The following is a 25,997-nucleotide window of genomic DNA, read 5'->3' as shown; positions in this document are numbered from 1 at the left end:
TTTAAAAATACAGAAAATTATGTAAATAAAGAAAATTAAGAAATAATCTTATGAGGGGTGAAAATATGACAAGCCAAGCAATCAAGGATGCTCTCAAGGATACTCTTGACAAAGTGTTGGATAACGCTGTAGGCAGGGCTGGAGGGGTACCCGGAGTAGTTGCAATGATAACTGACCGGGAAGGAAACATCTACGAGGGTGCAGCCGGGGTACGCGAGCTCGGAAAGGAAACGCCGATGACCACCGATACAGTGTTTGCTCTTTTCTCGACCACGAAAGCCATCACCGGCACAGCATTGATGCAATTGGTCGAGGAGGGAAAAGTTCGTCTTGACGATCCGGTCAAGAAGTATGTGCCTGAAATTGCCGAGATTAAAGTTCTCGAAGAGTTTGACGCAGACGGACAGCCAAAACTAAGGGAACCAAGAACCGACATTACGATCGACATGCTGATGCTTCACACTGCCGGCTTCGGCTACGAGTTCTTCAGTCATGAAGACCGAAAATACCGTGAAAAAAAGGAAGTACCTTCCATTCTCACTAGTACGTTTGACTCCATTAAGAGTGTACTACTATTCGAGCCAGGTGAACGCTGGAACTATGGCGTCAACATCGACTGGGTTGGCAAGGTTGTCGAAGCCGTATGCGGTAAGCGACTGGGTGAAGTGATGGCCGAGCGTATTTTTGCCCCTCTCGGCATGACCGACATCGGATTCACGTTAACACCGTCGATGATGGAACGCCGCGCAACCATCCACACTCGCACCCAGGACGGTAATATCACGCCTCAGCCTGATCTCATTCTGCCGCAATCTCCGGAAATGGACATGGGAGGACACGGTTTGTATGCCAGCATTGGTGAGTATATGAAGTTTATTCGAATGATCCTGAATGACGGTGAGGGAGTACTCAAACCGGAAACGGTCGCGCAAATGTCTCAGAACGGGCTTGGGTCATTGAAGAGCGGCGGTTGGATTTCGTCTGATCCATCACTGGCTAATGACGGTGAGTTCTACCCTGGCGTGCAAAAATCGTGGGCTTATACATTCCAGGTAAACGTGGATCCTACCCCTACAGGCCGTCCAGCAGGCCAATTGATGTGGGCGGGACTGGCCAACCTGTTCTACTGGATCGACCGCAAGAACGGTATTGGAGGATTTTGGGCTTCGCAAATATTTCCGTTCCAAGATGTGGCTTCATACTTGGGCTTCATCGAATTCGAGTCAGCGGTCTACCGTACATTGAATCGTTTCGGTCAAATTAATACTTGATCAGAGGGGACGGGAGCTATCGCTGCTGACCGTCCCCCTTTTTACTACGATCTATGTCAAGAAGGGTGGATTGACGACCAGCCAAGGCATCATCTTCCTCACATATACACCTCAGTGGCGGAATCCGTAGCTTAAGAGTTTGTTTAGAAAACAGCTTTGAGCGAGTTTCTTTGAAAGAGCTTTATTACGCTAACGAGGATTAATAGTTGAATAGAGGAGAGTTTTTTAAACAACCTTTTTGTTACTGCTGCCTGAAACACATTTAAGTATTTTTCTAAGCACCGTTCGTAAATCAAACGGTGCTTTATTAAAATTTAATCGACTTTATTGTAGTTTTACATTAGGGCAGCCGTGTTTCGATCTTCTTTTCCTAAAAAGGGAATATGCCAATATCTAATGGTGCTATCTTTCGCTCTTCTTAGAAATTGTACATCTTGATGCTTGCTTACAATTCTTTTCCCCGAGTCTTCCGATTTGAGGGTTTAGGACAGAATGGCTCTTTTTATTTAGAAGATTTGCAAGTTGTTTTCCCGTCGCTTTGCAATTCGTTTGATAATAAAGCATCATCATGAGCTCGGCATCTTTTTCTTGAAAAATCTCTTTATTTCTTAATAATTCAAGCCATTGGTGAACTGAAATATTAAGAGATTCTTTATAAATCTTCATCCAATCATCTCTCCTAGGCACGTTTAGCAGGTTCGTATGCTTTTAATCCTAGTCGCCGGTAAGAAATTCGACTTCCCAGCGCTAACTTTTGACTATTTTGATAGTTGCGTCGCCAATCGATAAACGTCGGTTCACTTGCTCCAGCCATTCGACAATGAGTTTATGCCAAATACTATTATACCGGCTAATAGATTTAAAAGAGAGTTGAAAAATTATTTAAAGAAATTCCCTGCACTTGAAGAAGATATAAATGATTTAATTGAAAACCTTGAAAAAGGCCATTTAGTCGGTGAAGATATAACAGGATAAAAGTGAAAGGCAATAAAGTCTTTAAATGCAGAGTTGAAAATAAAAGTTCTAATAAAGGAAAATCGGGTGGTTTTAGAATTATTTACTAATTGTTCAAATGAACATCGTAAATACGCCTTTATTTTAACTGTAGATTTCCATAAATAAAAACGAATAGAAAGGTCTCGCCTCTTAATCCTTCCACCTCTATGCGAAGTGTAAGCGGGAGAGGTTCATGCCCCATAGAATCCCCGCTATTTCTCTCAGTGTGACGGGAAGCGAGTTCACTCCCCGCCCCGCTTCTTCCATTCATCTAAAAACGCCGGCAGACGGTGTTGATAAGGGACAATAACACTTTGGAGCAGCATAAGCGATCGCTTTTTATACAGCTCATACGAAGGGCGGTGTTGAAATTGCTGTTTTAATAATTGAAGCGCTTTTTCCCCCATTTGATCATATCGCTCGAACACGTACTCATACAATGAGCCTAAAAATCCTTCTCTTAATCCCTTCTCGGTAACCGCTATGGACAAGTTGATTGACGAAGAATATGCAAAACGGATAAGGGAGTGGCTAAAAATGATGAAAACAGTCCGAATTTTCGAACAAGAAAAAAGGAAGCGATCAAAGAAGCGGAAAAGCAGAAAGTGTTTGACCAAGCACTGTAAAACCAATGCGGCTACATTCGCAAAACTAGAGGAAATAGCAGAAAAAAGAGAATCCGTCTTGACTTCTATTTAGTTTTTATACGCACAATACAGCCCCAGCTTGACACCGATGAGGCTGCCAAGGAAGGCGAACACGAACCAAATCCAGCCGTGAAAGCTGAAGGCGTCAATGCCGAGGTGAAACATGGCATGTTTAGGCAAACGGTCGTTGATTTTTTTTGCTTCATCACGTTACACAATGTTATTTAATGCTTTTCTTGTCTATATGATCCGGTTATACTGTCTAATGAGGAGGTGAATGAAATGGAACAACAAACAGTATTAAAAGAAATTTTAAAGGCGCTCGATCTGCATGCTTCTGATTTTCACACACAAATCGCTGCATTAAACGAAAAAATCGAAACAATAGATAAAAAAGTCGAAGCAATGAATGATGAATTTAAAAGCAAGTTTGCGGAAATGGATAAACGGATACAAGAGATGGACGACCGGTTGGAAAGCAGAATCGATCGGCTGGAAAATGAAATGAACGAACGATTTAACCGATTAGAAACAAAAATTGACAGCTTGCGCATTGAACTTATCGAAACACAAGAAACTGTCGATTTCCATTCATCTAAAATCGCCCAACATGACCGAAAAATCCGCAAACTCATCCAGCAGCAATAACCTCTCCTGGCACAGTTTCCGTATCCCTGCCGCGATGAACTTACCTCCATCACTGACAGATGGGGGTGTTTGTTTCCACAATCGGTCTAAACATACGTGCAGCATCATTTGCGTTTATTATAACCGTTGAGATGACAAACCTTTAAATCTGGATGCAGAGAAGAAACTTACACATCTATTTCCCCAAATACTTATTTCTTAAATTATGTTATTTGTTTTTAACCACGCTTCAAACAACTTATTTCCGGCTTCATAAGATAAATCATCTGCATCAATAGTAAAAATCTTGTAACCATATTTTTCATGGTAATTATACTGATTTAATATTTTTTGAACTAATGTAGTATCTTGTTCATGATCTAAAAAAACGGCCCATTTATTTTCATTCTGAATTTTATATGCGACTGCTTCTAAGTCAACATTGTTCTCATAATATCCTAAATGAAGATGCTGATTTGAATCGAATTTCACGTTTATCCACTTCCTACAGTGATTATCATCTTAATGTTAATGCACCAACAATTTTCGATTATGCATCTCTACACTCCTTGATCATCAACCGATTGTATAATATGCTCCCCGCCAATTTGAATAACTTGCTGCTTTATATAGGAAAGTTTAACAGCTTATGGAACATAACAAAGAGAGAGCAGTGCGACATTCCCAATCATATTCAAGGGAATAGCCAGAGAAAATTAATAAAGCAGAACTTCTTGATGATGACAAAAAAGAGAGCCGCATCATGTTCGTTTTTTCAGATTGCTTCAACTCTTCTCCACTTTGTTTCTCCAAAAAACATAATGACGTCAGGCACGAATCATTTCTAATACAACCACGTCCGCTAGCTCTGTTTTTTCACGGTAACCCTGCACACTCTTTCAAGCGGCTGAATGACAGCAGACATGTCCAAATTGGCTAACCCTTGTTCCAGCGCAGAAGCAAATGCTTGTTCAGCCACTTGGCCTGTAAATAGTGTGATATCAGCCGTCTCTAACAGTTTGTTCGCCAGCCGGACATCTTTGTGCACGTATTTCACAGCTCCTCCTGGCGCAAACTGACGGTTCAATACGAACTGTTCCACATGCCGGCGCAGCATCCGGCTATCCCCGTAACTCACTTTCAAAATACGATAAAGCTGTTCTGCATCCAAGCCAAGCGCCGCGCCTGTTATCATTGCTTCCGAGGCAGCAACAGAATGAACGGCAACAAGGTATTGATTCAATAGCTTCGCGATGCTCCCCGAACCGCTCGGACCTAAATATTCAACCGTTTCCCCGAGAACGCGGAATGAATATGCTTTTATTTAAGCGAAATAAGGGAAAAAATCAAGATTTCTAACATAATGTTTTGATAAAAAGACGGCAGTTCTTGAGTATTGACAGCATTAAGGATCCACTTAGCACGCTTGCCCCCCTCCTATTTAAAAATTGTGTCCAAAAATCATCTTACAGGTGACAACTTTTCGAACATTTCTCAAAACCGATGATGATTGGCGGAGTTTGTAGTATATATAAATTGAATATTTGCTTTACACCCTATTCACTCTGCATAGCGATGCAAGACACATATATACGATGCAAAAAAGCAAGATATTCTTTGTTTGAAAGTTTATAGAAAGACTGAGAATTTATTTCATTATTAAGGAGGCACTTTTGATGATTGTGCATGAATTGATTGGCACGGAAACGTTGTTTGCCGAGCAATTGAAAGAAGGATACTATGTGATTCGAGAAAAATTTAACAAGCTGGATGTTCAGCTACATCATATTGATACGATTCAGGAAATTGATTGCGGTACAGAAGAAATTGTCACCGTTGTTTTCGATCCAGGTACTGACTATTCTCTTATTTGTTTAGATCAATATACATTTGAGACGAAAGCACCTTCGCTTTCTGAATTGCAGCAAACACTTAAAATGAAACATCGAGACCTTTTTCAATAACGGCAAGTTAGCTTATAACAACTTTTACTATTAATTCTCCCCCCTAAACATAGCAAACGGCGAACAGTGTATATCATTGTTCGTCTTTTTTCATGTCAACATATATTTAATCAATAATTTGAACGTCAATACATTTGAAAATTTCAACATGGTTCTCTACTCTGTGATCACCTATAACTTTTTTGGCTGCTTTTAGAATTTCACAATGTTAATTAATTCTTTTCTTGGCATTATGATCCGTTTATACTATCTAATGGGGTGATGAACGGACAATTCGTGTTAAATGAAATTTTAAAGGCACCCCCTGCAGCAACAATCCTTTCCTAACAACTATCGTTGCGAATTGGGGCGTTAACGAAAAATAGATCATGTAAAAGACGTATATAAGTTGGGAGTTGATATGATGATTGCCATGATGTATAAACGGAGAATGACGGCGGCCTTTGTATTATCTGCAATCGTGATGATCATTGGAATGACTGTTTTTTTCATCGATCGACCTGATTCAGAAAAAGATTGGTTAAATCTAGCTTCAATAGGTTTTGTTGGTCTGTTTTTGTTTTTGATCGGAGTTTCAAGCAGACAGAAATATATAAAGGTGAAAGAAATTCAAATTCATGACTCAAAAGCTTCTCTCCTTGGATTGGATCATCTTGTTTTAAAAAAAGATGTAGGCTTTTTTCCTCGCCTGCTTTTGTTTGAAAAAAGCGGTCATTTTTTAGGAACGATTAAGCCAATCCGTATTCCTTTTATATTGTACCCAATTTGCCTGCTAGGACGTGATTCGCTTGTCACGATGATTCCGATTACTTATGGAGTTTTTTCGAATAAAGGAAATGTGCTTGTTACTTTTAAGAGGAAAGGTATTAAGAGGTCGATTGTTACGGTGAAGAATGTATCTGGCGATAAGCTGGGAGAGTATGTACAGGAAGATTTTAAAAGTCTACTAAACATAAAAGGTGAGCTCAGAGATGCAGATGGTCATGTCATTCTTCCTGTAAAGGTTAAAGGCTTTTCTGGTGATTTTACTTTAATAGATGCTGAAGGACGAAAGTGGGCTCGTTTTTTAAAAGGATATTTCCCTCATGAATATACGAATATATTTCGTGATATATATAATGATATCATCGAACTCTATGACAACGTGCCCACACATCATAAAATGCTTTTAATTGCAATGATCGGCTTTTTATTTCTGGAGCGCAGCCAGTAATCTAGTGATGTTTTGGGGGATTTCCGGCTTTTACATTTCAATTTTTTCATCAAAACAACTATTTCGGCCGCACTCATTTTAGTGATAAATAGATTACAAGAATAAGAAGACGGCTTTCTTATTTTTAAACCGCCTTCTTCTAGTCGTTATGGAAGCTTTACGTTCAAAAGTCTTTGGATGTTTTTATGATCCACGGCAATTTTTTCGTCATTACACTGGATATACTCCATGCTTACGTTCTGAGAATGTCATATATTTAGACATGTATGCATGGAATCGTTTAATTAATTCATCTCGAAGTTCATTTGGTGCCACAATACCGTCAATAACCATTTCGGAAGCGAGACGATAAATGTCAATGTCTTTTCGGTATTCTTCCCGTTTTTGCTCAATAAATGCCACTCTTTCTTCTTTAGGCAGCTCGGCAATTTTATTGGCGTAAACAGCATTAACAGCTGCTTCTGGTCCCATGACGGCGATTTGTGCATGCGGAAGAGCTAGGCAGCAATCAGGTTCAAATGCTGGACCAGCCATTGCGTAAAGACCGGCGCCATATGCTTTGCGAACGATAACCGAAATTTTCGGAACGGTTGCTTCCGACATTGCCGAAATCATTTTGGCCCCGTGTCGAATAATGCCGGCGCGTTCGACTTTTGTTCCAATCATAAATCCTGGAATATCTGCTAAAAATAAAAGCGGGATGTTAAACGCATCGCAAAGGGTAATAAATTTTGCCGCTTTATCGGCTGAATCATGAAACAGCACCCCGCCTTTTGCACGCGGCTGGTTGGCGATGATGCCAACTGCTTGACCGTTTAAACGGGCAAGACCTGTAATGATTTCAGGTGCAAACAGTTTTTTTATTTCACAAAATGATTCTTCGTCGATTAAGCGATCTATAAAATCATACATATTAAAAGGAGCATTTTGGTTTAATGGAATGATGTCATCAAGTGTTTTTTCAAAAGACTTTGGTAATTTCGCTTCAGTTACAGGTGGTTTTTCACTGTAGTTGGCTGGAAAGTAGGTTAAGTATTTACGAGCAAAGGAAATTGCTTCCTCTTCCGACTTGACAAGGACATCACCGCAGCCGGAAACCGAGCAGTGCATTTTCGCTCCACCCATCTCCTCAAGTGTTACCTTTTCCCCGATTACCATTTCTGCCATTCTTGGCGAGCCGAGATACATGGACGCATTACCGTCAACCATGACCACAATATCACAAAATGCCGGAATATAGGCGCCTCCTGCAGCCGACGGACCGAACAATAAGCAAATTTGCGGTACTTTACCTGAAAGCTTTACTTGGTTGTAGAAAATACGTCCTGCACCGCGTCGACCAGGGAACATCTCAATTTGATCCGTAATTCTCGCACCAGCTGAATCAACTAAATACAAAATGGGACAACGGAGCTTTTCCGCTGTTTCTTGGATGCGAATGATTTTTTCAACCGTTCTAGCACCCCAGGAGCCTGCTTTTACTGTTGAATCGTTTGCCATAACGCAAACATTTTGTCCATTTATTTTGCCAACACCTGTGACAACGCCGTCTGCGGGGAGGCCATCCGCCATACAGTTGGCAAAAAAGGCATCCTCAAACTCAAGGTCATCGTCAAATAATAATTTTAAACGGTCACGGACGAATAATTTTCCTTTCTCTGCATTTTTTTCGTGGTACTTTGGCGCACCTCCTTGTTCAATTTTTTTTCTTTCTTCTTTAAGCTTTTCTGTCAATGTTTGGTTTATGATTCCTTCTTTGGCACTCAAAATGGCTCCCTCCTATTCCCCTTTGTAAACAGGCTTTCTTTTTTCTTTAAAGGCTTTTAACCCTTCGAGACGATCTTTTGTCGGAATGGTGATTTCATAGGCCATCTGTTCAAGCTTAAGCCCTGTATTTAAGTCGACTTCTAAGCCGCAGTTGATGGCTATTTTTGCTTGACTAACGGCGATAGGAGCATTTTTTACAATTTCATATGCTATTAGTACAGCTTGATCGAACAATTGCTCTTGTGGAACAACATATTCGACCAAACCAAACTTTTCAGCTTCAAAAGCCGAAATGCGCTTTGCCGTAAAGATTAACTCTTTAGCTCGACCTTTTCCAATCAACCGCGGGAGACGCTGCGTTCCTCCTGCACCTGGAATGATGGCTAACGAAGTTTCTGTTAACCCCATTTTGGCCGTATCAGCAGCTATACGAATGTCGCAAGCAAGAGCTAATTCTAATCCGCCGCCGAACGCTCCTCCATTGATGGCGCAAATTACGGGCTGAGGCAGTTGTTCAAACTCATTTATCGTTTCTCGGATCAGCGAAACGGTTTGGCGCACTTCTGTTTCATTCATTTGCGCCCGTTCTTTTAAATCGGCTCCAGCGCAAAAGGCTTTTTCGCCCGCTCCTGTCACAATTACACAACGGATGTTCCGATTAAACTTTAATTCTTTTTGGATCGCGAAAAGTTCATGAAGCATATTTAAGGACAATGCATTGGCCGCTTCCGGTCGGTTTAAAGTAAGAACGGCAACACCTTTGTTTAACGTGGAAAAAAGTACCGGTTTGGACATGTTATGCCCCTCCTCCGTTAACTGGGCATCGTGATGGATTGAATGCTTGTAAATAATGACTATTTAACTTTCGGCCCATTTTTTCTTGGATAAAAAGTGCTGCTTTCGTTAATTTTTCCCTTTGAACACCTGTTGAGATTCCCATCCCATCCAGCATGGTTAATAAATCATCGGTTGCTAAGTTTCCAGAGGCTCCAGGTGCATAAGGGCAACCTCCTAATCCTCCAAGGGAGCTGTCAAATGTTGTGATCCCCATTTCAAGAGATGCCAAGACATTGGCAAGGGCCATTCCGTGTGTATTATGAAAATGCATGGCTAGCTTTTCTTTCGCAAATCGCTTAAACAGTTGCGCCAATACTTCTTGCACTTGGCGAGGATTGGCTACTCCAATTGTATCGCCTAATGATAGCTCATCAATACCCATTTCAAACAAAGTCTCTGATACTTTGATCACTTCTTCGATCGCAACTGTACCTTCATATGGGCAGCCGAAAACGGTCGAAACGTAACCTCTCACCGTTTTACCAGCTTTTTTTGCTTCACCAACAACTTCTTTTAAGACTGGAAATGTTTCATCAATCGATTTATTAATGTTTTTACGGTTATGCGTTTCACTGGCTGACATAAAAACGGCTACTTCGTCCACATTTGCTGCCATTGCTCCTTCTAAACCTTTCAGATTCGGAACAAGTGCTGCATACGTAATTCCTGGGACTTTTTCAATCTTTGAGGCTACTTCGAGAGCATCAGCCAATTGAGGAATCCATTTCGGATTCACAAATGATGTCACCTCAATATATGACAATCCTGTTTTCGACAATAAGTTAATCCAGTCAATTTTATCCTCTGTCTTAATAAAATCTGTTTCATTTTGCAGTCCGTCGCGAGGCCCAACTTCTTTTATCGTGACTTCAGCCGGCCACTTGTTCATCATGTTTCCTCCTGTTCAAGCTCGATGATGACATCGCCCTCATTGACAAAATCCCCTTCTTGCACCTTTATTTCCTTCACTTTACCAGCCTCTTCAGCAGCAATTGGAATTTCCATCTTCATTGATTCTAAAATCACGACATCCTGCCCCTCATCGACTTGTTCGCCAGCGTTCACAAGAATTTTCCACACATTACCTGCCATTGTTGCCATCACTTGACTCATCATCCATTCCTCCATTCATCGTTTTATATTCGCATTCGCTAAATATTTATTGATAAAATCAGTTGTCGTGTTTCCTGCTAGATATTCAGGATGTGAAAAAACTTCTTTCAGCAAAGGAATATTCGTCTTAATTCCTTCTACTTTATAGTTTTCGAGCGCCTGGAGCATAGATTCAATTGCTTTTTGGCGGTTTTGTCCCTTCACGATTAATTTGGCAATCATCGGGTCATAAAACGGTGTAACGGATGAACCGCTCATAACAGCCGTTTCGTTGCGAACATTTTCTCCATTAGGTGTTTCAAAAAACGTAATGGTTCCTGGAGACGGCAAAAATGTTTTCGGATCTTCAGCATAAATTCTCGCTTCGATCGCGTGTCCATCTTTTTTTATGTCAGTTTGTGAATAACGCAAAGCTTCTCCAGCGGCTATGCGCAATTGCTCTTCGACTAAATCTAATCCTGTAATTTCTTCCGTTACGGGATGTTCTACTTGCAGACGTGTATTCATTTCCAAGAAATAGAAGTTCTTATTTTCATCAACAAGAAACTCAATTGTTCCTGCATTTGTGTAATGGATATGCTTTGCTGCTTTAACGGCCGTCTCCCCCATTTTTTTCCGTGTTTCATCATCTAAAAATGACGATGGCGCTTCTTCAACGACTTTTTGATGACGGCGTTGAATCGAGCATTCCCTTTCCCATATATACAAACAATTTCCATGCTGATCAGCTAAAATTTGAATTTCAATATGTCTTGGATTTTCAATGTATTTTTCCATATACATCGTGCCATCGCCAAAAAAGGTTGCCGCACGTTTTTGGTTGCCTTCAAATGTTTTTTGCAATTCTTCTTCACTATGGACGACTTGCATGCCAATTCCGCCGCCGCCAGCAGAAGCCTTTAACATAATCGGATAACCAATTTTTTTGGCAGTTTTCGCTGCTTCTTCCACATTAGACAGCGGAAAGGAGATCCCCGGTACAACAGGAACTCCTGCTTCCGCCATCGCTTTTCGCGATTCAATTTTGCTTCCCATTTGCGCAATAACATCTGCGTCTGGACCAATAAAGACAATTCCCTCTTCTTGACAAAGGCGGGCAAAATCAGGGTTTTCAGATAAAAGCCCGTATCCTGGATGAATCGCTTCTGCATTCGTTTGTTTCGCGACTTCGATGATTTTCTCCATGTTTAAATAGCTTTCATTTACGCGCGGTTTACCAATTAAGTATGCCTCACCCGCTAATTTAACATGTAAAGAATCAGCATCCGCTTCTGAGTATACAGCGACAGTTTTTATCCCTAATTTTTGACATGTGCGAATCACCCTTGACGCAATCTCCCCACGGTTGGCGATTAATACTTTTGAAAACATTTGCTTCACCTCTGTGCCTTTAAACTAAATTTTGTTTTTTATGTTTGAGCACTTCTATCGCTTGTTCACGAAGTTTAAATTTTTGTATTTTTCCTGAGGCGGTCATTGGATAAGTTGTAGTAAATTCGATATAGCGCGGAATTTTATGACGTGAAATTTTCCCTCTGCAAAACTCGCGAATTTCTTCTTCCGTAGCAGTTTGGCCTTCTTTTAATATAATCCATGCCATTACTTCTTCACCGTATTTTTCATCCGGCACTCCGACGATTTGCACGTCTAAAATTTTTGGATGCTTGTATAAAAATTCTTCGATTTCACGCGGATAAATGTTTTCACCACCTCGAATGATCATATCTTTTAATCTGCCAGTAATACGGCAGTAGCCATTTTCATCCATGATCGCCAAATCTCCCGTATGAAGCCATCCTTCTTCATCAATTGCTTCTTTTGTGGCATCAGGATTGTTGTAATATCCTTTCATGACATGATAGCCTTTCGTACATAGCTCTCCTTGCACACCGAACGGAACCTCTTGATTAGTTCCTGGTTCAACGATTTTGACTTGAACATTCGGTAGAGCGCGACCGACGGTTTCAACGCGTAATTCAATGGGGTCATCCGTTCTTGTTTGGGTAATCACAGGAGATGACTCGGTTTGACCATAAGCAATCGTAATTTCTTTGGCCCCCATTTTTTCCATAACCGCTTTCATCACTTCGATCGGACAATTGGAGCCAGCCATAATTCCTGTACGAAGGGAAGATAAATCGTATTGATCAAAGTCTGGATCGTTTAGTTCAGCGATAAACATCGTCGGGACTCCATGCAATGCGGTGCATTTCTCATCTTGGACGGTTTTTAATACTTGTTTGGCATGAAACTCTTGAATCGGCACCATTGTTGCCCCAACTGAGACGCAAGCGAGTGTACCGAGAACGCAGCCAAAACAATGAAAGAACGGTACTGGAATACAAAGGCGGTCATCTTTTGTTAACTTCATACATTTCGCAATATTATAGGCATTGTTTACAATGTTATAATGAGTCAACATAACTCCCTTCGGAAAACCAGTAGTGCCAGAAGTGTATTGCATATTAATAACGTCATGAGGATCAAGTGAATTCATTCGTGTATCTAGTTCTTCCTCTGATACTTCTTCCGCCATTTTCAAAAGATCGTTCCATGAAAATGTTCCAGGATAGTGTTTTTCACTCAAAACAATGACATTGCGTAAATAAGGCAATCGTTTACACTCAAGTTTTCCTGGTTCACATACTTTTAATTCTGGTGCAATTTCATAAATCATATCAATATAGGAACTATCGCGATATTGCTCCATCAAAATGAGTGTCGTAGAATCCGATTGTTTTAATAAATATTCTAGTTCAGAGGTGCGATAATTTGTATTGACCGTAACGAGTACAGCTCCCATTTTTCCAGTGGCAAATTGGCACGCTAACCATTCGGGCTTATTGGTTGCCCATATAGCGATATGTTCCCCCTTTTTGATTCCAAGTTTCATCAAGCCGCGAGCGACAACTCTGCAATAGTCGTCGAACTGTTTATACGACATACGAAGGCCGCGGTCAGCATAAACGACAGCTTCATGATCCGGATGCAATTTCGCTTTTTCCTCTAGCAATTTTCCAACAGTGATATTTAATAAATCCGTCATTGTTTTCCCCCTTTACACGAATGAATAAAATTCATATTATTTTATATGTGAGAAAAATACTTTTCAGCCATCCATTTTGAAAAAGAATGAGATTGTCGCTCTATAAGATGATTGTCATTCAATAAAAAAGGAAGAATCAGCAAATCGTTTGCTGCTCATGACAAAAAATTAAATTGCAGTTTTTCAAAAGGTTATAACTAAACAATAGATTAAAAAGTTAGCATCCTAATTGACGGGCAATGACGATGCGCTGCACTTCTGAAGTACCTTCCCCAATTTCTAATAGTTTCATATCACGGAGGTATCTTTCTACTTCATATTCTTTCATATAACCATATCCGCCATGGATTTGAATCGCTTGGTTGCAAATTTGGAAACCGCTTTCAGAAGCGAACAGTTTGGCAAAAGAGGCTTCTTTTGTAAATGGTTTGTTATGGTCTTTAAGCCATGCTGCTTTATATACCATATTGCGAGCCAATTCGATTTGCATAGCCATATCTGCAAGTTTAAATTGAATAGCCTGGAATTTTGAAATAGATTGCCCAAATTGTGTACGCTCTTTTGCATACTGCAATGCTTTTTCAAATGCAGCTTGAGCGATTCCAACTGCTAGTGCAGCAATGGAAATACGTCCGCCATCAAGTGTATATAAAAATTGCTTAAAGCCTTTTTTCGGATCACCTAATAAGTTTTCTTTCGGCACTCGTACATTTTCTAGGACAAGTTCACATGTATTCGAAGCTCTCACACCCATTTTGTCATAGTTGCAGTTGATCGTGAATCCTGGGGTATCTGTTGGAACGATAATAGCAGATATGATATTTTTCCCATCCTCGTTTTTACCAGTAACAGCTGTGACAATGACCTGCCTTGCATAGCCCGCGTTTGTAATCCAACATTTTTCGCCATTAATGACATATTCTTCTCCTTCAAGTACAGCTTTTGTACGTGTGCCGCCAGCATCAGAACCGGCATTCGGTTCTGTAAGACCAAATGCTCCAAGCGTTTCTCCACTTGCCATTGGCACAAGCCACTTTTTCTTTTGCTCTTCTGTTCCAAAATAATAAATGGGACTCGCACCTAAAGATACTGCTGCTGCATAGCTTAGTCCTGTTCCTCCACAGGCACGGCCAATTTCTTCAACCGCGATAGCATAAGAAATTGTATCTCCTCCTGATCCTCCATACTCTTCAGGAAATGGTATCCCCAATAAACCTAACTCTCCCATTTTTTTAAATGTATCAATTGGAAAGACTGCTTTTTGATCCCATTCAGCTGCATATGGTTTAATCTCTTTTTCAGCAAAGTCCCTTGTCATTTCTTTTATCATTTGTTGTTCTTTCGTTAATTCAAAATTCATGGTCCTCCCCCTTTGTTAAAATGTAAAATGATGATTTTACCGACTAGTCGGTCTATATTACAAACCGACTAGTTGGTCTGAAACTCAACTAAACTACTAATCATTCATTTCCAATTTTTTAAGATTGTGAGAAATGGCTTAAAAAGTACGGCGTAATCTTATCGTTGAGCTTAGCCTGATCTGTCAGTAAGGAATGGAGAATTAAATCTGTAAATATTTTCGCTATTTCTTCAATGGACATCGGACCATTTGGATTAAACCATTTATAGGTCCAGTTGACCATCCCGATAATCGACATCCCCGTGATTTCTACAGGAAGCTCTTGCCTAAATTCTCCTGCTTCAATTCCATCTCGAATGACTTGAAAAAGTATTTGCTTATATTGCTCTCGTTTTTCATTAATTTTTTTGGAGTATTCCGGTTTAAGATAGGTGCTTTCTTGGTAGAATACGGTGATGTGAGGTTTGTATAAGTCAAATGCTTTGACAAACGATTGTATTATGGCACAAAGTCGTTCTGTGGGGGTTTCATATGTTGCGTACGCTTCTTGAGCCTTATTCAGTACATAAGTAATGAACACATCGTGAATATGATAAAGAAGTTCATCTTTCGATTTGAAATTGTGGTAAAACCCGCCTTTTGAAGTATTACATTCCGTAACGATGCGATCAACGGTCACTCCGTGATAACCGTATTTTTCAAAAAGGTTTAATGCTGTATCGATTATTCGTTGTTTTAATTGTTTCTCTGTCATATGAATCTCCTTTATTTTTATAATAACATAATTTTCAGAAAAGTGTTACATGTTTTTTACGAAAAATATTTTATACCATAATAAACGATGGAAGGATTCTAGGCCAACTTTCATTCCCCCTCCATTTAGGCAGCACAAAGCTGCCTGGAAGGTCCAATGAATTCGAAAAAATTCCATTAGGTCATCTCTTTTACCATTCAATCATGAAAGAAGTTGAAATGATTATCCGTAGGCCTTGTTTTAAGACATAGGAACTTGTGTGATAATCCGTCCATCAATTCGTTCAAAAATATCATCTAAATCCGTGCCTGTAATCGTAAGTCCATGATTTTTGAGGCCAATAACGGCCCTTGATGGATCGTCAGCATTCCTTACTAATTCTGCTACAGTTTCAGCTAATTGAAGCGTACCACATGGGTAGTTAATTTCTGTTGCCGTTACTCCATCCATCCAAGCATGAATATGAACAATCGCACCGACATTAGGATGTTCCCGATAAATCATCCAATGTTCTATGGCATCAACTGAAGCCCTTTTGGGAGAAATGTTAGGCGGTACACTAATTTCCATCGTGTTTTTATCTCGATTGTATTGCTTTATATATAAAATATCCTGTCCGATCTTTCGCATATCAGCTTTATTAATGCCGCTGGCACTCATCCAAAAGCTTTGCTCATCGTGTCTGCTACTTAAGTTTCCATAGCTTAAGCCGCCTATCCCGTATAATTTTTTTAATTGGCGCATATCACGAGGCGTTAAATATTTTTCAAGTGGAAACGGGGCAGGCAATAAGTTCATATCATCCAATTTCTTTCCAGATATACGCAATTTTTCAGTTATTTCATTCCCATTCCATAAATCCTCTGGAAGATCCTCTATAAAATCATTATTAATGACCAATTGGGATGACGCGATTGGCTCCAACCTTTCATAAACTTTTTGGAAGAAAGGTACTTCTCCTTCTAATGAATAAGTCATTTTATAAAAACCTTGTTCTGGAGTGACAAAGTAAAGAACCGTTTTTTCCTCATTATTTATTATAAATATTAAATGGTTCGATAAAGACCTGATTAAATAAGGATAGGCAAATTCAAAAGCATTTTCCGGCTCTTCTTGATACTCAAGTATTGATACAACAAAAGTTGCCTGGGCTTTTCGGCGAAATGGACGAGGTTTTTCTTTGTCAATTACATTAAATACTAGTCTAATATCGTCTACTGGTTCTTCGTAATATTCATACCCTTCTCTTGAAAACTGTTCCTTCAATCCTTCGGCAAACCATGTGAGAAATGGGCTTTTTTCTGTACCTGTAATGGTAAAGCTTCTCATCATATTTCCCTCCGATCATGACTTTGTTATTGATTTGGTTCAAAAACGACTTTTACGGCTGAACGATTTTTTTTATTGGAAGCGGTATGAAGGGCCATTCGGTATTCTTCTAGTGGAAATCGGTGAGTAACTAATGGAGATAGATCAACTTTACCAGCACGCATTAATTCAATCGCTATTTCAAATGTTCGTACTCTTTTTCCTTTATACTCCTCCGTACTATATGCAAAACTTCCTTTAACCTCTAATTCATTGAGCCAAACGGTTGTCCAATCAATTCCGTCCAATATACCACCTAATCCTAAAAGAACAACTTTTCCACCGTTTTTAGTAAACCTGAGTGCATCATTGATGCTTTGTTTTCTCCCAACACACTCAAAAACAAGGTCTGCCCCACCTTGTATCACCTTCGGACCGAAAAGTGGGTTTAAAATCTTTGCGTCAAGTGCATTTGCTACATCATTGATATATGTCGTTTTCCGAAGCAATATGGTGTCGTTTGCTCCATATTGTGATGCAAGCTGGGCTTGAAAATGATGTTTCACTAAAGCTATGATATGGCAGCCAATATCAAGAGCACGAATTGCTGCAATCACACAAAGTCCAATCACTCCTCCGCCAATGACTAGAACGGCATCGTGTTCTCTTGGCGGATTTCGTAAAACACTATGTAAAGCACAGCTAAATGGTTCAACCATGACACCGTTTAAATCATCTACCTCGTTTGGCAGTTTAAAAACCTGGCTTTCGTGTGCGACAAGACAAGAACTCCAACCACCACCTGTATCACGACATGCTCCAATTAGTAAGCCTGGTGATATATTTCCTTCTGTTTTATGGATACATAAATGATCATCACCTTTTCGGCAGGAAGAGCAAGGATTTGTTATTCCCCTTGCTGCGCATGACAGAATAGGATCAATGACAACCCGATCTCCAATATTAACATGATGAGCCTTCGAGCCAGTTTCGATAATTTCTCCGACGATTTCATGACCTATGGTGAAAGGAAATGACACAAACGGTGAAGTGGCAGGACTATCATTCAAAAAGAGAAGATTTAAATCACTGCCACAAATACCACCATATTTCACCTTCACTTTTACCCAATGGTCATTCGGGAGAATCGGTTCTGAGTCCTCGTAATATTTTAAACAAGACAACCGCGAGTGCCAGTAAATAGAAGGAAATAACCTTCCAGCCAGTTTACTGATAATATAGCGTGGTAATTGATAGTCAAATTGTAATGACTTCAAATGGTTTCACCTAATTTCTAGTAAATATACTACAAATTATAATGTAACCTAAGAAAAACTATATTATTCATGATTTATCAAAAATAAAAATTATTGGAAGTATTTTTTACAAAATCTTACATCAACGTGCAGATAAGATACACAAAAAAACATACTGAAAAACCGTTTGCTTTGTTGTGTTGTATAATTACATCAATAGAAGGCAATAATTTTTTAAAAATTAGGGATGGGTGAGATGATTGTACGGTTTTATTGTGAATAAAGTTTCAGGAAATGGAAGAGGGATGAAAATTTGGCGACAAATTGAAAAAAGTCTTCAAGAAAAAAATGTTTCTTACTGCGTACGCTTTACCCAGAAATCCAAACAAGCGACTTCATTCGTTTATGAGCTGATGAAAGAGGAAAAAGCGGCTGTCATTGTGGCAGTCGGTGGCGATGGTACGATACAAGAAGTGGTGAATGGACTAGTCGGTACGAAAACGCCATTAGGAATTATCCCAGCTGGTTCAGGAAATGATTTTTCTAGGGGATTAGGCATTCCAAAAAAACTTGATCAAGCTTTAGAGCGTATTTTACAAGGAAAGCCTAAACTTATCGATATCGGATATGCAAATTCGACCTATTTTTGTACAGTAGTCGGAGTAGGCTTTGATGGAGAAGTAGCTCAGACGACGAATGCTTCCATTTTTAAAAAATTATTTAATATGATCCGGATGGGACATCTTTCGTATTTAGTTAGTGCGATCAATGTGTTCATCCATTATAAACCGAGGGATATTTCCTTAAAGATTGATAAAAAGCTGTACAAGATTCCAAAAGTGTGGTTGATTGCTGTAGCAAACCTACCTTTTTATGGTGGAGGCATTATTATTTGTCCAAAGGCCGAAAGCAATGATGGTTTATTAGATATATGTATAGTTCAAGGGATGTCAAAGTGGGAATTTGTCCGTACATTTCCTTTAGTTTTGAAAGGAAATCATGTATCTTCTCCAAATATTAAGATGATAAAAGGAAAAGAGATTGAAATATATGCCTCAAGCCCATTATTAGTACATGGGGATGGAGAAATCATTGGCCAAACACCTACGAAAATAAGGATTGAACCGCGTTCATTATATGTAATTTGAGTAAATGTAGGAAAAGCGCCTTATTATTCCTGTCGAAATGTATTCGTCATTCAAAGTCATATCCTTATTTCATAATTGAGAAGGAAATAAGGATATGAAAAAATTATTTTTTCTTGTTCATTTCTTCTAAAGCCTTATCATAATCAAATTCTACTAACGCCACAATCATTCGATTGATTTCTTCAATGATCGCCTTAATCATTCGAATCATGATGTTTTAGAAAACTCCTTTCTTCCATGTTAGATTAGTCTAGATACACCTTATGGAATACATTAATGTTAGTTTATACAATAAGATTTTGAATATACTACCTGTTCAATCACGATCGGTTTTATGAAAAATAAAACGGCCTTTTCCCAATTAAATTCGGAGAAAAGGCCGGGGTTTGATATTTTTTTGTGTAATAAGACCTTATTTATCATGTTAGTGCATGATGGCTTTGTATAGAAACGAATGGTCTTTCATTTTGCCAATGCACCTTCAATGGCAGCTGAAAGGTTTTGGATAAATTTTTGTCTGTTAGTACTTCTTCTTTTCTTCCTTTCGCAACAATCTTTCCGTCTTTTAAAAGCAATATATGAGTGATTTCCGGGATTATTTCTTCTATGTAATGGGTGACAAATAAAACGTGGCATTGTTGATTTATAATATTTTTTATAGATGACAGCAATTCTTCACGTGTTAACAAATCTAGACCTAACGTCGGCTCATCTAATATTAATAATTGGGGATTTGCCATTAAAGCCCTTCCGAGTAATACTTTCCTTTTTTCTCCTTGGGAAAGAGTATCATATACTTCTCCTTCTAAATGGTTAATCCGTAATAATGACAAAATTTGTTTAGCTTTTTTTCGATCATCGCTTGTTACCTGTTCATAAATTCCGATAGAGGCAAATTTACCGCTTATGATGATATCTTCAACCGTTTCGAATCGTAATGTCTGATTGAAGCGATCTAGAGAGCTGCTGACAAATCCGATTTGTTTACGAAGCTCTGGTAAGTTCGTTTTCCCAAATAGATTTCCTAAAACGGAAACATCCCCTTTTGAAGGAAATTGATAGCCTGTCACGATATTTAACAATGACGTTTTCCCTGAACCATTTAACCCCAGTATAACCCATTGTTCCTTTTCGTTCATTTCCCAATTAATATTTTGTAAGATGACACGATTTTGTTTTAATAAGGATACATTTTTCATGTTGATAATGTTTTTCATCACCGATTCCACCTTTTTTACACCTATTTTAAATGAATTTTTCGTTATTTTGAAGATTATGATATTTCTGATGATGGAGCTACAACATTTAATAAGGCTTTACTTCATTTCAGAAGCAAAGCCTTAGAAAACATTATACCATTATTTTGCAAACATCATTTGTGAATTGTACTGGATCATCAATTGACAAGCCTTCAATGAGAAGGGCTTGGTTGTACAATAAATTCGTGTAGAGCTTTAATTTTTCTTTGTCTTGTTCGAAAGCCTTATTTAATGATTGAAAGACAGGATGTTGTACATTTATTTCTAATATTTTATTAGCTTGAATGTGTTGGTTGTTTGGCATCGCTTTAAGAACTTTTTCCATTTCGATGGATACGTCGCCATCAGCAGTTAAGCAGACAGGATGGGTTTTTAACCGTTTTGAAGCTCTAACATCTTTTACTTTGTCAGATAACACCTTTTTCATGAATTCAAAGAGTTCATGATTTTCTTTTTCTTCTGCATCTGTTTGTTTTTCGTTTTCTTCCTCAATACCAAGATCGCTGCTGGAAACGGACTTGAACTCTTTCCCTTTATATTCCTTTAACATTTTAATGGCAAATTCATCTATTTCATCGGTAAAATATAAAATTTCATAACCTTTTTCCGTAACGAGCTCTGTCTGTGGAAGCTTGGCAATTTTCTCATTCGTATCCCCAGTCGCATAATAAATATATTTTTGCTCCCCAGGCATTCTCGAAACATATTCTTCAAGAGTCACATATTTCTTTTCTTTTGATGAGTAGAAAAGCAATAAGTCTTGCAGCAATTCTTTATTGCTGCCGAAATCGCTATATACTCCATATTTTAGCTGTCTGCCAAAAGATTGGAAAAATGCTTCATATTGTTCACGGTTTTCTTTTAATAAATTGGCAAGCTCCCGTTTTATTTTATTTTTTATATTTTTGGCAATTAGCTTTAATTGGCGATCATGCTGAAGCATTTCTCTTGATATATTTAAGGATAAATCTTCTGAGTCGACCATTCCTTTTACGAAGCTAAAATAATCAGGTAAAAGGTCTGGGCATTTTTCCATGATTAATACGCCATTTGAATATAGCTCTAATCCTTTTTCATATTCTTGTGTATAATAATCGAAAGGGATTTTTTCTGGAATATATAAAATGGCATTGTATCTTACAGCGCCATCCGCTTTAATATGGATATATCGAATGGGCTTATCGAAGCCGAAATGTTTTTCGTGGTAAAAATTCTCATAATCTTCTTTTGTCAATTCGTTTTTATTTTTTCGCCAAATAGGCACCATGCTATTAATGACTTGTTCTTCCTTATATTCTTCAAATTCGTTTTCGCTTCCTTCTTTTCGTCTTCTTTCGGTAACATCCATTTTGATCGGGTAGCGAATGAAATCCGAATATTTTTTAATAATAGCTTTTAAACGATATTCATCTAAAAACTCATCATAATTTTCATCTTCTGTATTTTCCTTCAATTTTAAAATAATTTCCGTTCCGACAGAATCTTTCTCACAAGGCTCAATCGTATACCCTTCAGCCCCTTTTGATTCCCATTTATAGGCTTCATTACTTCCTAATGCTTTACTGATGACTGTAACAACGTCTGCTACCATAAAAGCGGAATAAAAGCCGACACCAAATTGTCCGATAATATGGTGGTCATCTTGCAATTCATTTTTCGTTTTAAAGGCAAGGGAACCGCTTTTGGCAATCGTACCTAAATTGTTTTCCAGTTCTTCTTTTGTCATTCCAATTCCAGTATCTTTAATCGTTAAAGTACGCTTTTTTCGATCAGGAATAATTTTGATATAATAACGATCTTGATCAAACGTCAGATGTTCATCCGTCAGTGCTTTGTAATAAATTTTGTCAATCGCATCACTTGCATTGGAAATAATCTCCCTTAAAAAAACTTCTTTTTGGGAATATATCGAGTTAATCATCAATTCTAACAGTCTTTTCGACTCTGCTTTAAACTGCTTTGTCGCCATTCACAATCTCCTTTCTTTGATCGATTCTTTATGTATAAACAGATTAGCACTCAAATGAATTGAGTGCTAATTCAGTAATCTATTTAGCATAGAAAATCGTTCTTGTCAAATGTTGAGTAGTACAAATCTTTACCTTATGAAACGAAAAGTGAGCGCATATTTGTATTAATAATTCGCCTATATCTTACATTTTTTGCTTTTAATAGATTGTGATGATAAGCTTTGTTTTTAGTTAAATTGGAAACGGTTAAGTATTTGGTTTAAACGGCGAACTTCTTGATTAAGAGTGACCGCTTCTTTCGCTAGCGTGTGAACTCCCAACACTTGCTGCTCAATTCCCGCTGTTGTTTCGTGAACAACTTTTGTAAAATCTTCCGCTATGTAATGAACGTCTGTAATTAACTTTTGTAAATCTTCTCCTTCTGCCGTTGCTTTTTCGACATAAGAACGATTATGACGAATCAAATCATTCATAGTTGTAGACATATCTTGAAATTCAGCAATTTTTTGACTCGTTTTCGCAAGCAATGATGCCGTATCTTCAATGGCTCCGACATTATTATCTACTGCTTGGACTGCTGTGATTAAATTTTTTTGTGTGTTGTCTAGAGAGGATAAAATCTCCGATGAAAATTGATTCGTTTCTTCTGCTAGCTTTCGCACCTCTGAAGCAACGATTGCAAACCCTTTACCAGCTTCTCCTGCCCGCGCGGCTTCAATCGATGCATTTAAAGCAAGCATATTCGTTTGTTCAGCAATATCGGTAATGGCTGAAACTTTTTTCATCACGAGATCAGCTTCTTTTGCAACAGATTGTATAAGTTGGGACGTTTCTTTAATTTTTGTTTGAATCGTCCGCATTTGCTGTTCTGTTTTTTGAATTTGCATATTGCCGTCTTGGGCGGAATGTAAAGTTGATTGTGCCCCTTTAATGACTTTTTCATTTTCCTTTTGCATACTTAAAATATTTTCCATCATCATTTCGATACGCATTTTCGCTTGTTCGACAAATGATGTCTGTTTTTGAGCACCTTGCCGAAAAGTTTCCATCGTTGCCGACACTTCATCAAATGCTTCCGATAGTCTTTCTGCCTCTTCTTTTTGTTCTTTGCTTACTTGATCAACCGAGCTTGTCGCTTTCGCAAATTCCTGAAATATAGAGCGCATACCAAGAATGACTTTATTGATTTCATAACCTATTTGATGAAATTCATTTCGTTTTCCAACTGTACGTACTTCAGTATGTAAGTTACCAGATGAAATCGTACGAGTAACATGATACCAATTACGCAAGCGGGTAATAAGAATGCGATAAAAAGCAAATGAACAAATAAAGCTAACAACAAGAGCGCTTAAAGTTAAAAGAGAAATGTGAACAGCAGATAATCCTAGTAAAAAAGATATAATAGCGACTGTTATGCTTGGCAGCGCTGTCAAAATACTAAACCAAGTTTGTAAATAAGGTCGATGCACAAGCCTTCCTAACCGTAAATTATATCGTTTTCCATTTTTATCGGTAAAAAGTGGACATGAGGCATCAATTAATATCTCTCCTGTATTACGTTTATAAATTTGCAGCAATGGCTCTTTTGTGAGGGCTGCTTTCCTTCCAACTTCATCACTGAATGTAATCCCTTCCCGTAAACGATTCGTATGAATCATAGCTTGTCCAGATTCGTCAACAATTAAAAAATATTCATCGCGTTCTAACCGCTCATCTAAAACATGCCGCAGCGAATCAAGCTGATCGACAATTGAGATGTCCTGATGTATCGTTCGTTCAATTTCCTCAGCTACCTGCTGAACTTTTTTTAACGCCGTTTGTGCTACCCTTTTTTTTAATAAATATTCCAATGTTTACACCCCCTTTTCATCATACTATTAATATACACAATTTTCAGATTATTAAAAAGAGAGGATCTAACTAAAAATAAAGAAACAATAAAAAATGTGAAAAATTAGTGAATTTTCCGATTTCATACTGTTGACAAACGCTTGCATTCTTTATTACTGCGCCCTCTTCGAATGTTCATTACCGTACTTAGTAACTCCGCTTCTCATCGGGCTCGTGCCTCGAATGTCAAGCGCTTTCATTCAGTCTGAAAATTTCCTTTTCAATAGACTTTGTCTACAAACTCAAAATCCCTCCCAAAAGGAGGGATATATATGTCAGGATACATCATAACCTTGCTCTTCAATGGCTTCTTTCATTTTTTCTACTGTTACCTTTGCTTCATCATATTCGACATCTACCGTGCCATTTTCAAGATGTACATCTACATTTTTTACTCCGTTTAACTCTTTCAATGCGTTTGTTACAGCCATTTTACAGTGGTTACATGTCATTCCTTTGACATTTATCGTGATGGTCATAAATATTACCTCCCTCATTTATATTGTCACTCGTTTCAAACGTAGTGCGTTCGCAACGACTGATACGGAACTGAATGCCATCGCTGCTCCAGCAATCCATGGTTCCAATAATCCAGATGCGGCAACAGGAATTCCAATGGTATTATAGAACAACGCCCAGAATAAGTTTTGGCGGATGTTTTTCATCGTTTTGCGGCTTAACTGAATCGCTTTTGGGATATGGGCTAAATCACCGCCAACTAATGTTACATCAGCCGTTTCAATGGCAACATCGGCTCCTGTACCGATGGCCATGCCAATATCAGCTTTCGCAAGCGCTGGAGCGTCATTGATGCCATCCCCAACCATTGCGACAAGTTTCCCTTGCTTTTGTAATTCCTCGACGATGTTCGCTTTATCTTCAGGCAAGACTTCTGCATATACTTGGTCAACACCGACTTCTTTCGCAATGGCTTCAGCTGTTCTCTTGTTATCTCCTGTTGCCATATATACTTCGACGTCTAACTGCTTTAATGCTTGAATCGCTTCTTTTGAGGTTTCTTTAATAGTATCTGCTACTGCAATGATTCCTGCAAGCTCTCCATCAATTGCTACTAGCATGGCCGTTTTCCCTTGTTGTTCAAGCTTTGCCATTTGAGCTTCATATTGAGAAACATTTATGGATCTTTCTTCCATTAGTTTTCGTGTTCCAACTAAAACGGTTTTTCGATCGATGACAGCTTCCACTCCATGTCTGGGAATAGCAGAGAAATGTTCTAATGGCTTCATAGAAATCTCTTGCTGCTTCCCATGATCAATAATGGCACGTGCTAAAGGATGTTCCGAACCGCTCTCAGCTGAAACGGCATAGTCAAGCATGTCTTCTTGAAATGTTAAAACATCTGTTACTTCTGGTTTTCCTTTTGTCACTGTGCCTGTTTTATCGAGTAAAACGGCATTAATTTAGTGCGTTCCCTCTAGATACCCATGGGGCTGTCCAAAAAGTCAGTGTAATTGACTTTTTGGAGCCCCTTTTTTGAAATTTTTTAATTAAAAGGCACAAAAAAATCGCCCTTTTTAGTAAAATGAAGTTACCACACCACATTTTAG

The 25,997-nt window shown here is 38.6% G+C and carries 23 protein-coding genes and 2 pseudogenes; 6 read left to right on the top strand and 19 right to left on the bottom strand.

Annotated elements, in window-relative coordinates:
- The first annotated feature begins 65 nt into the window (after positions 1-65).
- Positions 66-1,271 carry a methyl acetate hydrolase AcmB gene (gene acmB, locus J2S06_RS11945; RefSeq protein ID WP_419152451.1) on the top strand — a complete coding sequence of 402 codons (1,206 nt, stop codon included), beginning with the start codon at positions 66-68 and terminating at the stop codon, positions 1,269-1,271.
- Between the two features lie 402 nt (positions 1,272-1,673).
- Here acmB and J2S06_RS11940 read toward each other — a convergent pair whose 3' ends face one another.
- A complete protein-coding gene (locus J2S06_RS11940) occupies positions 1,674-1,937 on the bottom strand; it encodes a hypothetical protein (RefSeq protein WP_419152450.1) in 264 nt (87 codons plus the stop codon).
- Positions 1,938-2,099: 162 nt separating this feature from the next.
- On the opposite strand from J2S06_RS11940, the gene J2S06_RS11935 reads away from it, so the two are divergent.
- Positions 2,100-2,246, top strand: coding sequence for a hypothetical protein (locus J2S06_RS11935; RefSeq protein WP_419152449.1), 147 nt, complete (start codon positions 2,100-2,102; stop codon positions 2,244-2,246).
- Positions 2,247-2,509: 263 nt separating this feature from the next.
- Here J2S06_RS11935 and J2S06_RS11930 read toward each other — a convergent pair whose 3' ends face one another.
- Positions 2,510-2,707 (bottom strand): hypothetical protein, encoded by a 198-nt coding sequence (locus tag J2S06_RS11930; protein WP_044895238.1) that lies wholly within the window; start codon positions 2,705-2,707, stop codon positions 2,510-2,512.
- Between the two features lie 489 nt (positions 2,708-3,196).
- Between J2S06_RS11930 and J2S06_RS11925 the strand changes: the two genes are divergently transcribed.
- Positions 3,197-3,562, top strand: a complete 366-nt coding sequence (locus J2S06_RS11925) for a hypothetical protein (RefSeq protein ID WP_044895237.1) — start codon at positions 3,197-3,199, stop codon at positions 3,560-3,562.
- A 198-nt stretch (positions 3,563-3,760) separates the two neighbouring features.
- Here the strand turns inward: J2S06_RS11925 and J2S06_RS11920 are convergent, their stop codons facing one another.
- Both J2S06_RS11920 and J2S06_RS11915 read right to left on the bottom strand, forming a co-directional pair.
- A complete protein-coding gene (locus J2S06_RS11920) occupies positions 3,761-4,033 on the bottom strand; it encodes a DUF3986 family protein (RefSeq protein ID WP_419152448.1) in 273 nt (90 codons plus the stop codon).
- Between the two features lie 370 nt (positions 4,034-4,403).
- Positions 4,404-4,844: pseudogene (locus tag J2S06_RS11915) on the bottom strand (NAD-binding protein); the annotation flags it as partial.
- Between the two features lie 373 nt (positions 4,845-5,217).
- Here J2S06_RS11915 and J2S06_RS11910 point away from each other — a divergent pair.
- Together J2S06_RS11910 and J2S06_RS11905 are read left to right on the top strand one after the other, a co-directional pair.
- The gene (locus tag J2S06_RS11910) at positions 5,218-5,505 is read left to right on the top strand and encodes a hypothetical protein (RefSeq protein ID WP_419152447.1); all 288 of its coding nucleotides are present in this window, start codon (positions 5,218-5,220) and stop codon (positions 5,503-5,505) included.
- Positions 5,506-5,908: 403 nt separating this feature from the next.
- Positions 5,909-6,718, top strand: a complete 810-nt coding sequence (locus tag J2S06_RS11905) for a hypothetical protein (RefSeq protein ID WP_419152446.1) — start codon at positions 5,909-5,911, stop codon at positions 6,716-6,718.
- Between the two features lie 210 nt (positions 6,719-6,928).
- Here J2S06_RS11905 and J2S06_RS11900 read toward each other — a convergent pair whose 3' ends face one another.
- From J2S06_RS11900 to J2S06_RS11855, 10 genes are all read right to left on the bottom strand, one after another.
- On the bottom strand, positions 6,929-8,467 hold the full coding sequence (locus J2S06_RS11900; protein WP_459077053.1) for an acyl-CoA carboxylase subunit beta: 1,539 nt from the start codon (positions 8,465-8,467) through the stop codon (positions 6,929-6,931).
- Between the two features lie 30 nt (positions 8,468-8,497).
- A complete protein-coding gene (locus J2S06_RS11895) occupies positions 8,498-9,280 on the bottom strand; it encodes an enoyl-CoA hydratase (protein ID WP_419152445.1) in 783 nt (260 codons plus the stop codon).
- 1 nt (position 9,281) lies between these two features.
- Entirely contained in the window at positions 9,282-10,211 is a 930-nt protein-coding gene (locus J2S06_RS11890; protein WP_419152444.1) for a hydroxymethylglutaryl-CoA lyase, read from the bottom strand.
- Entirely contained in the window at positions 10,211-10,435 is a 225-nt protein-coding gene (locus tag J2S06_RS11885) for an acetyl-CoA carboxylase biotin carboxyl carrier protein subunit (RefSeq protein ID WP_419152443.1), read from the bottom strand. Before J2S06_RS11885 ends, J2S06_RS11890 begins: the two co-directional genes overlap by 1 nt.
- A 15-nt stretch (positions 10,436-10,450) precedes the next feature.
- Positions 10,451-11,806, bottom strand: a complete 1,356-nt coding sequence (gene accC, locus J2S06_RS11880) for an acetyl-CoA carboxylase biotin carboxylase subunit (RefSeq protein WP_419152442.1) — start codon at positions 11,804-11,806, stop codon at positions 10,451-10,453.
- A 19-nt stretch (positions 11,807-11,825) separates the two neighbouring features.
- The gene (locus J2S06_RS11875) at positions 11,826-13,481 is read right to left on the bottom strand and encodes an AMP-binding protein (protein ID WP_419152441.1); all 1,656 of its coding nucleotides are present in this window, start codon (positions 13,479-13,481) and stop codon (positions 11,826-11,828) included.
- 217 nt (positions 13,482-13,698) lie between these two features.
- A complete protein-coding gene (locus tag J2S06_RS11870) occupies positions 13,699-14,841 on the bottom strand; it encodes an acyl-CoA dehydrogenase (RefSeq protein ID WP_044896506.1) in 1,143 nt (380 codons plus the stop codon).
- A 118-nt stretch (positions 14,842-14,959) separates the two neighbouring features.
- The gene (locus J2S06_RS11865; RefSeq protein ID WP_419152440.1) at positions 14,960-15,595 is read right to left on the bottom strand and encodes a TetR/AcrR family transcriptional regulator; all 636 of its coding nucleotides are present in this window, start codon (positions 15,593-15,595) and stop codon (positions 14,960-14,962) included.
- 240 nt (positions 15,596-15,835) lie between these two features.
- Positions 15,836-16,924: a class II aldolase/adducin family protein gene (locus J2S06_RS11860; protein ID WP_419152468.1), complete on the bottom strand. Its 1,089-nt coding sequence runs from the start codon at positions 16,922-16,924 to the stop codon at positions 15,836-15,838.
- A 26-nt stretch (positions 16,925-16,950) separates the two neighbouring features.
- Positions 16,951-18,180 (bottom strand): zinc-dependent alcohol dehydrogenase, encoded by a 1,230-nt coding sequence (locus J2S06_RS11855; RefSeq protein ID WP_419152439.1) that lies wholly within the window; start codon positions 18,178-18,180, stop codon positions 16,951-16,953.
- Positions 18,181-18,419: 239 nt separating this feature from the next.
- Between J2S06_RS11855 and J2S06_RS11850 the strand changes: the two genes are divergently transcribed.
- On the top strand, positions 18,420-19,307 hold the full coding sequence (locus tag J2S06_RS11850; RefSeq protein ID WP_419152438.1) for a diacylglycerol/lipid kinase family protein: 888 nt from the start codon (positions 18,420-18,422) through the stop codon (positions 19,305-19,307).
- A 419-nt stretch (positions 19,308-19,726) separates the two neighbouring features.
- Here J2S06_RS11850 and J2S06_RS11845 read toward each other — a convergent pair whose 3' ends face one another.
- The 5 genes and pseudogenes from J2S06_RS11845 to J2S06_RS11825 all read right to left on the bottom strand — a co-directional run.
- Positions 19,727-20,524: an ABC transporter ATP-binding protein gene (locus J2S06_RS11845; RefSeq protein ID WP_044896511.1), complete on the bottom strand. Its 798-nt coding sequence runs from the start codon at positions 20,522-20,524 to the stop codon at positions 19,727-19,729.
- A gap of 133 nt (positions 20,525-20,657) precedes the next feature.
- Positions 20,658-22,535: a molecular chaperone HtpG gene (htpG, locus tag J2S06_RS11840; protein WP_419152437.1), complete on the bottom strand. Its 1,878-nt coding sequence runs from the start codon at positions 22,533-22,535 to the stop codon at positions 20,658-20,660.
- Positions 22,536-22,763: 228 nt separating this feature from the next.
- Positions 22,764-24,389, bottom strand: coding sequence for a methyl-accepting chemotaxis protein (locus J2S06_RS11835; RefSeq protein WP_419152436.1), 1,626 nt, complete (start codon positions 24,387-24,389; stop codon positions 22,764-22,766).
- 315 nt (positions 24,390-24,704) lie between these two features.
- The gene (gene copZ, locus J2S06_RS11830; protein WP_419152435.1) at positions 24,705-24,908 is read right to left on the bottom strand and encodes a copper chaperone CopZ; all 204 of its coding nucleotides are present in this window, start codon (positions 24,906-24,908) and stop codon (positions 24,705-24,707) included.
- Positions 24,909-24,926: 18 nt separating this feature from the next.
- Positions 24,927-25,871: pseudogene (locus tag J2S06_RS11825) on the bottom strand (heavy metal translocating P-type ATPase); the annotation flags it as partial.
- Positions 25,872-25,997 lie beyond the last annotated feature (126 nt).

It is taken from the genome of Bacillus alveayuensis, assembly GCA_030812955.1.
GTDB lineage: Bacteria > Bacillota > Bacilli > Bacillales > Aeribacillaceae > Bacillus_CB > Bacillus_CB alveayuensis.
Note: the sequence above shows the minus strand (reverse complement) of the source record. Positions and strands in the feature narration are given on the sequence as shown.

What these genes read in the sequence shown, in the direction of transcription:
- acmB (WP_419152451.1), top strand. Translation starts at nt 66, where the DNA reads ATGACAAGCCAAGCAATCAAGGATGCTCTCAAGGATACTCTTGACAAA.
- J2S06_RS11940 (WP_419152450.1), bottom strand. Translation starts at nt 1,937, where the DNA reads ATGAAGATTTATAAAGAATCTCTTAATATTTCAGTTCACCAATGGCTT.
- J2S06_RS11935 (WP_419152449.1), top strand. Translation starts at nt 2,100, where the DNA reads ATGCCAAATACTATTATACCGGCTAATAGATTTAAAAGAGAGTTGAAA.
- J2S06_RS11925 (WP_044895237.1), top strand. Translation starts at nt 3,197, where the DNA reads ATGGAACAACAAACAGTATTAAAAGAAATTTTAAAGGCGCTCGATCTG.
- J2S06_RS11910 (WP_419152447.1), top strand. Translation starts at nt 5,218, where the DNA reads ATGATTGTGCATGAATTGATTGGCACGGAAACGTTGTTTGCCGAGCAA.
- J2S06_RS11905 (WP_419152446.1), top strand. Translation starts at nt 5,909, where the DNA reads ATGATTGCCATGATGTATAAACGGAGAATGACGGCGGCCTTTGTATTA.
- J2S06_RS11895 (WP_419152445.1), bottom strand. Translation starts at nt 9,280, where the DNA reads ATGTCCAAACCGGTACTTTTTTCCACGTTAAACAAAGGTGTTGCCGTT.
- J2S06_RS11890 (WP_419152444.1), bottom strand. Translation starts at nt 10,211, where the DNA reads ATGAACAAGTGGCCGGCTGAAGTCACGATAAAAGAAGTTGGGCCTCGC.
- J2S06_RS11885 (WP_419152443.1), bottom strand. Translation starts at nt 10,435, where the DNA reads ATGAGTCAAGTGATGGCAACAATGGCAGGTAATGTGTGGAAAATTCTT.
- accC (WP_419152442.1), bottom strand. Translation starts at nt 11,806, where the DNA reads ATGTTTTCAAAAGTATTAATCGCCAACCGTGGGGAGATTGCGTCAAGG.
- J2S06_RS11875 (WP_419152441.1), bottom strand. Translation starts at nt 13,481, where the DNA reads ATGACGGATTTATTAAATATCACTGTTGGAAAATTGCTAGAGGAAAAA.
- J2S06_RS11870 (WP_044896506.1), bottom strand. Translation starts at nt 14,841, where the DNA reads ATGAATTTTGAATTAACGAAAGAACAACAAATGATAAAAGAAATGACA.
- J2S06_RS11865 (WP_419152440.1), bottom strand. Translation starts at nt 15,595, where the DNA reads ATGACAGAGAAACAATTAAAACAACGAATAATCGATACAGCATTAAAC.
- J2S06_RS11860 (WP_419152468.1), bottom strand. Translation starts at nt 16,924, where the DNA reads ATGAGAAGCTTTACCATTACAGGTACAGAAAAAAGCCCATTTCTCACA.
- J2S06_RS11845 (WP_044896511.1), bottom strand. Translation starts at nt 20,524, where the DNA reads ATGAAAAACATTATCAACATGAAAAATGTATCCTTATTAAAACAAAAT.
- htpG (WP_419152437.1), bottom strand. Translation starts at nt 22,535, where the DNA reads ATGGCGACAAAGCAGTTTAAAGCAGAGTCGAAAAGACTGTTAGAATTG.
- copZ (WP_419152435.1), bottom strand. Translation starts at nt 24,908, where the DNA reads ATGACCATCACGATAAATGTCAAAGGAATGACATGTAACCACTGTAAA.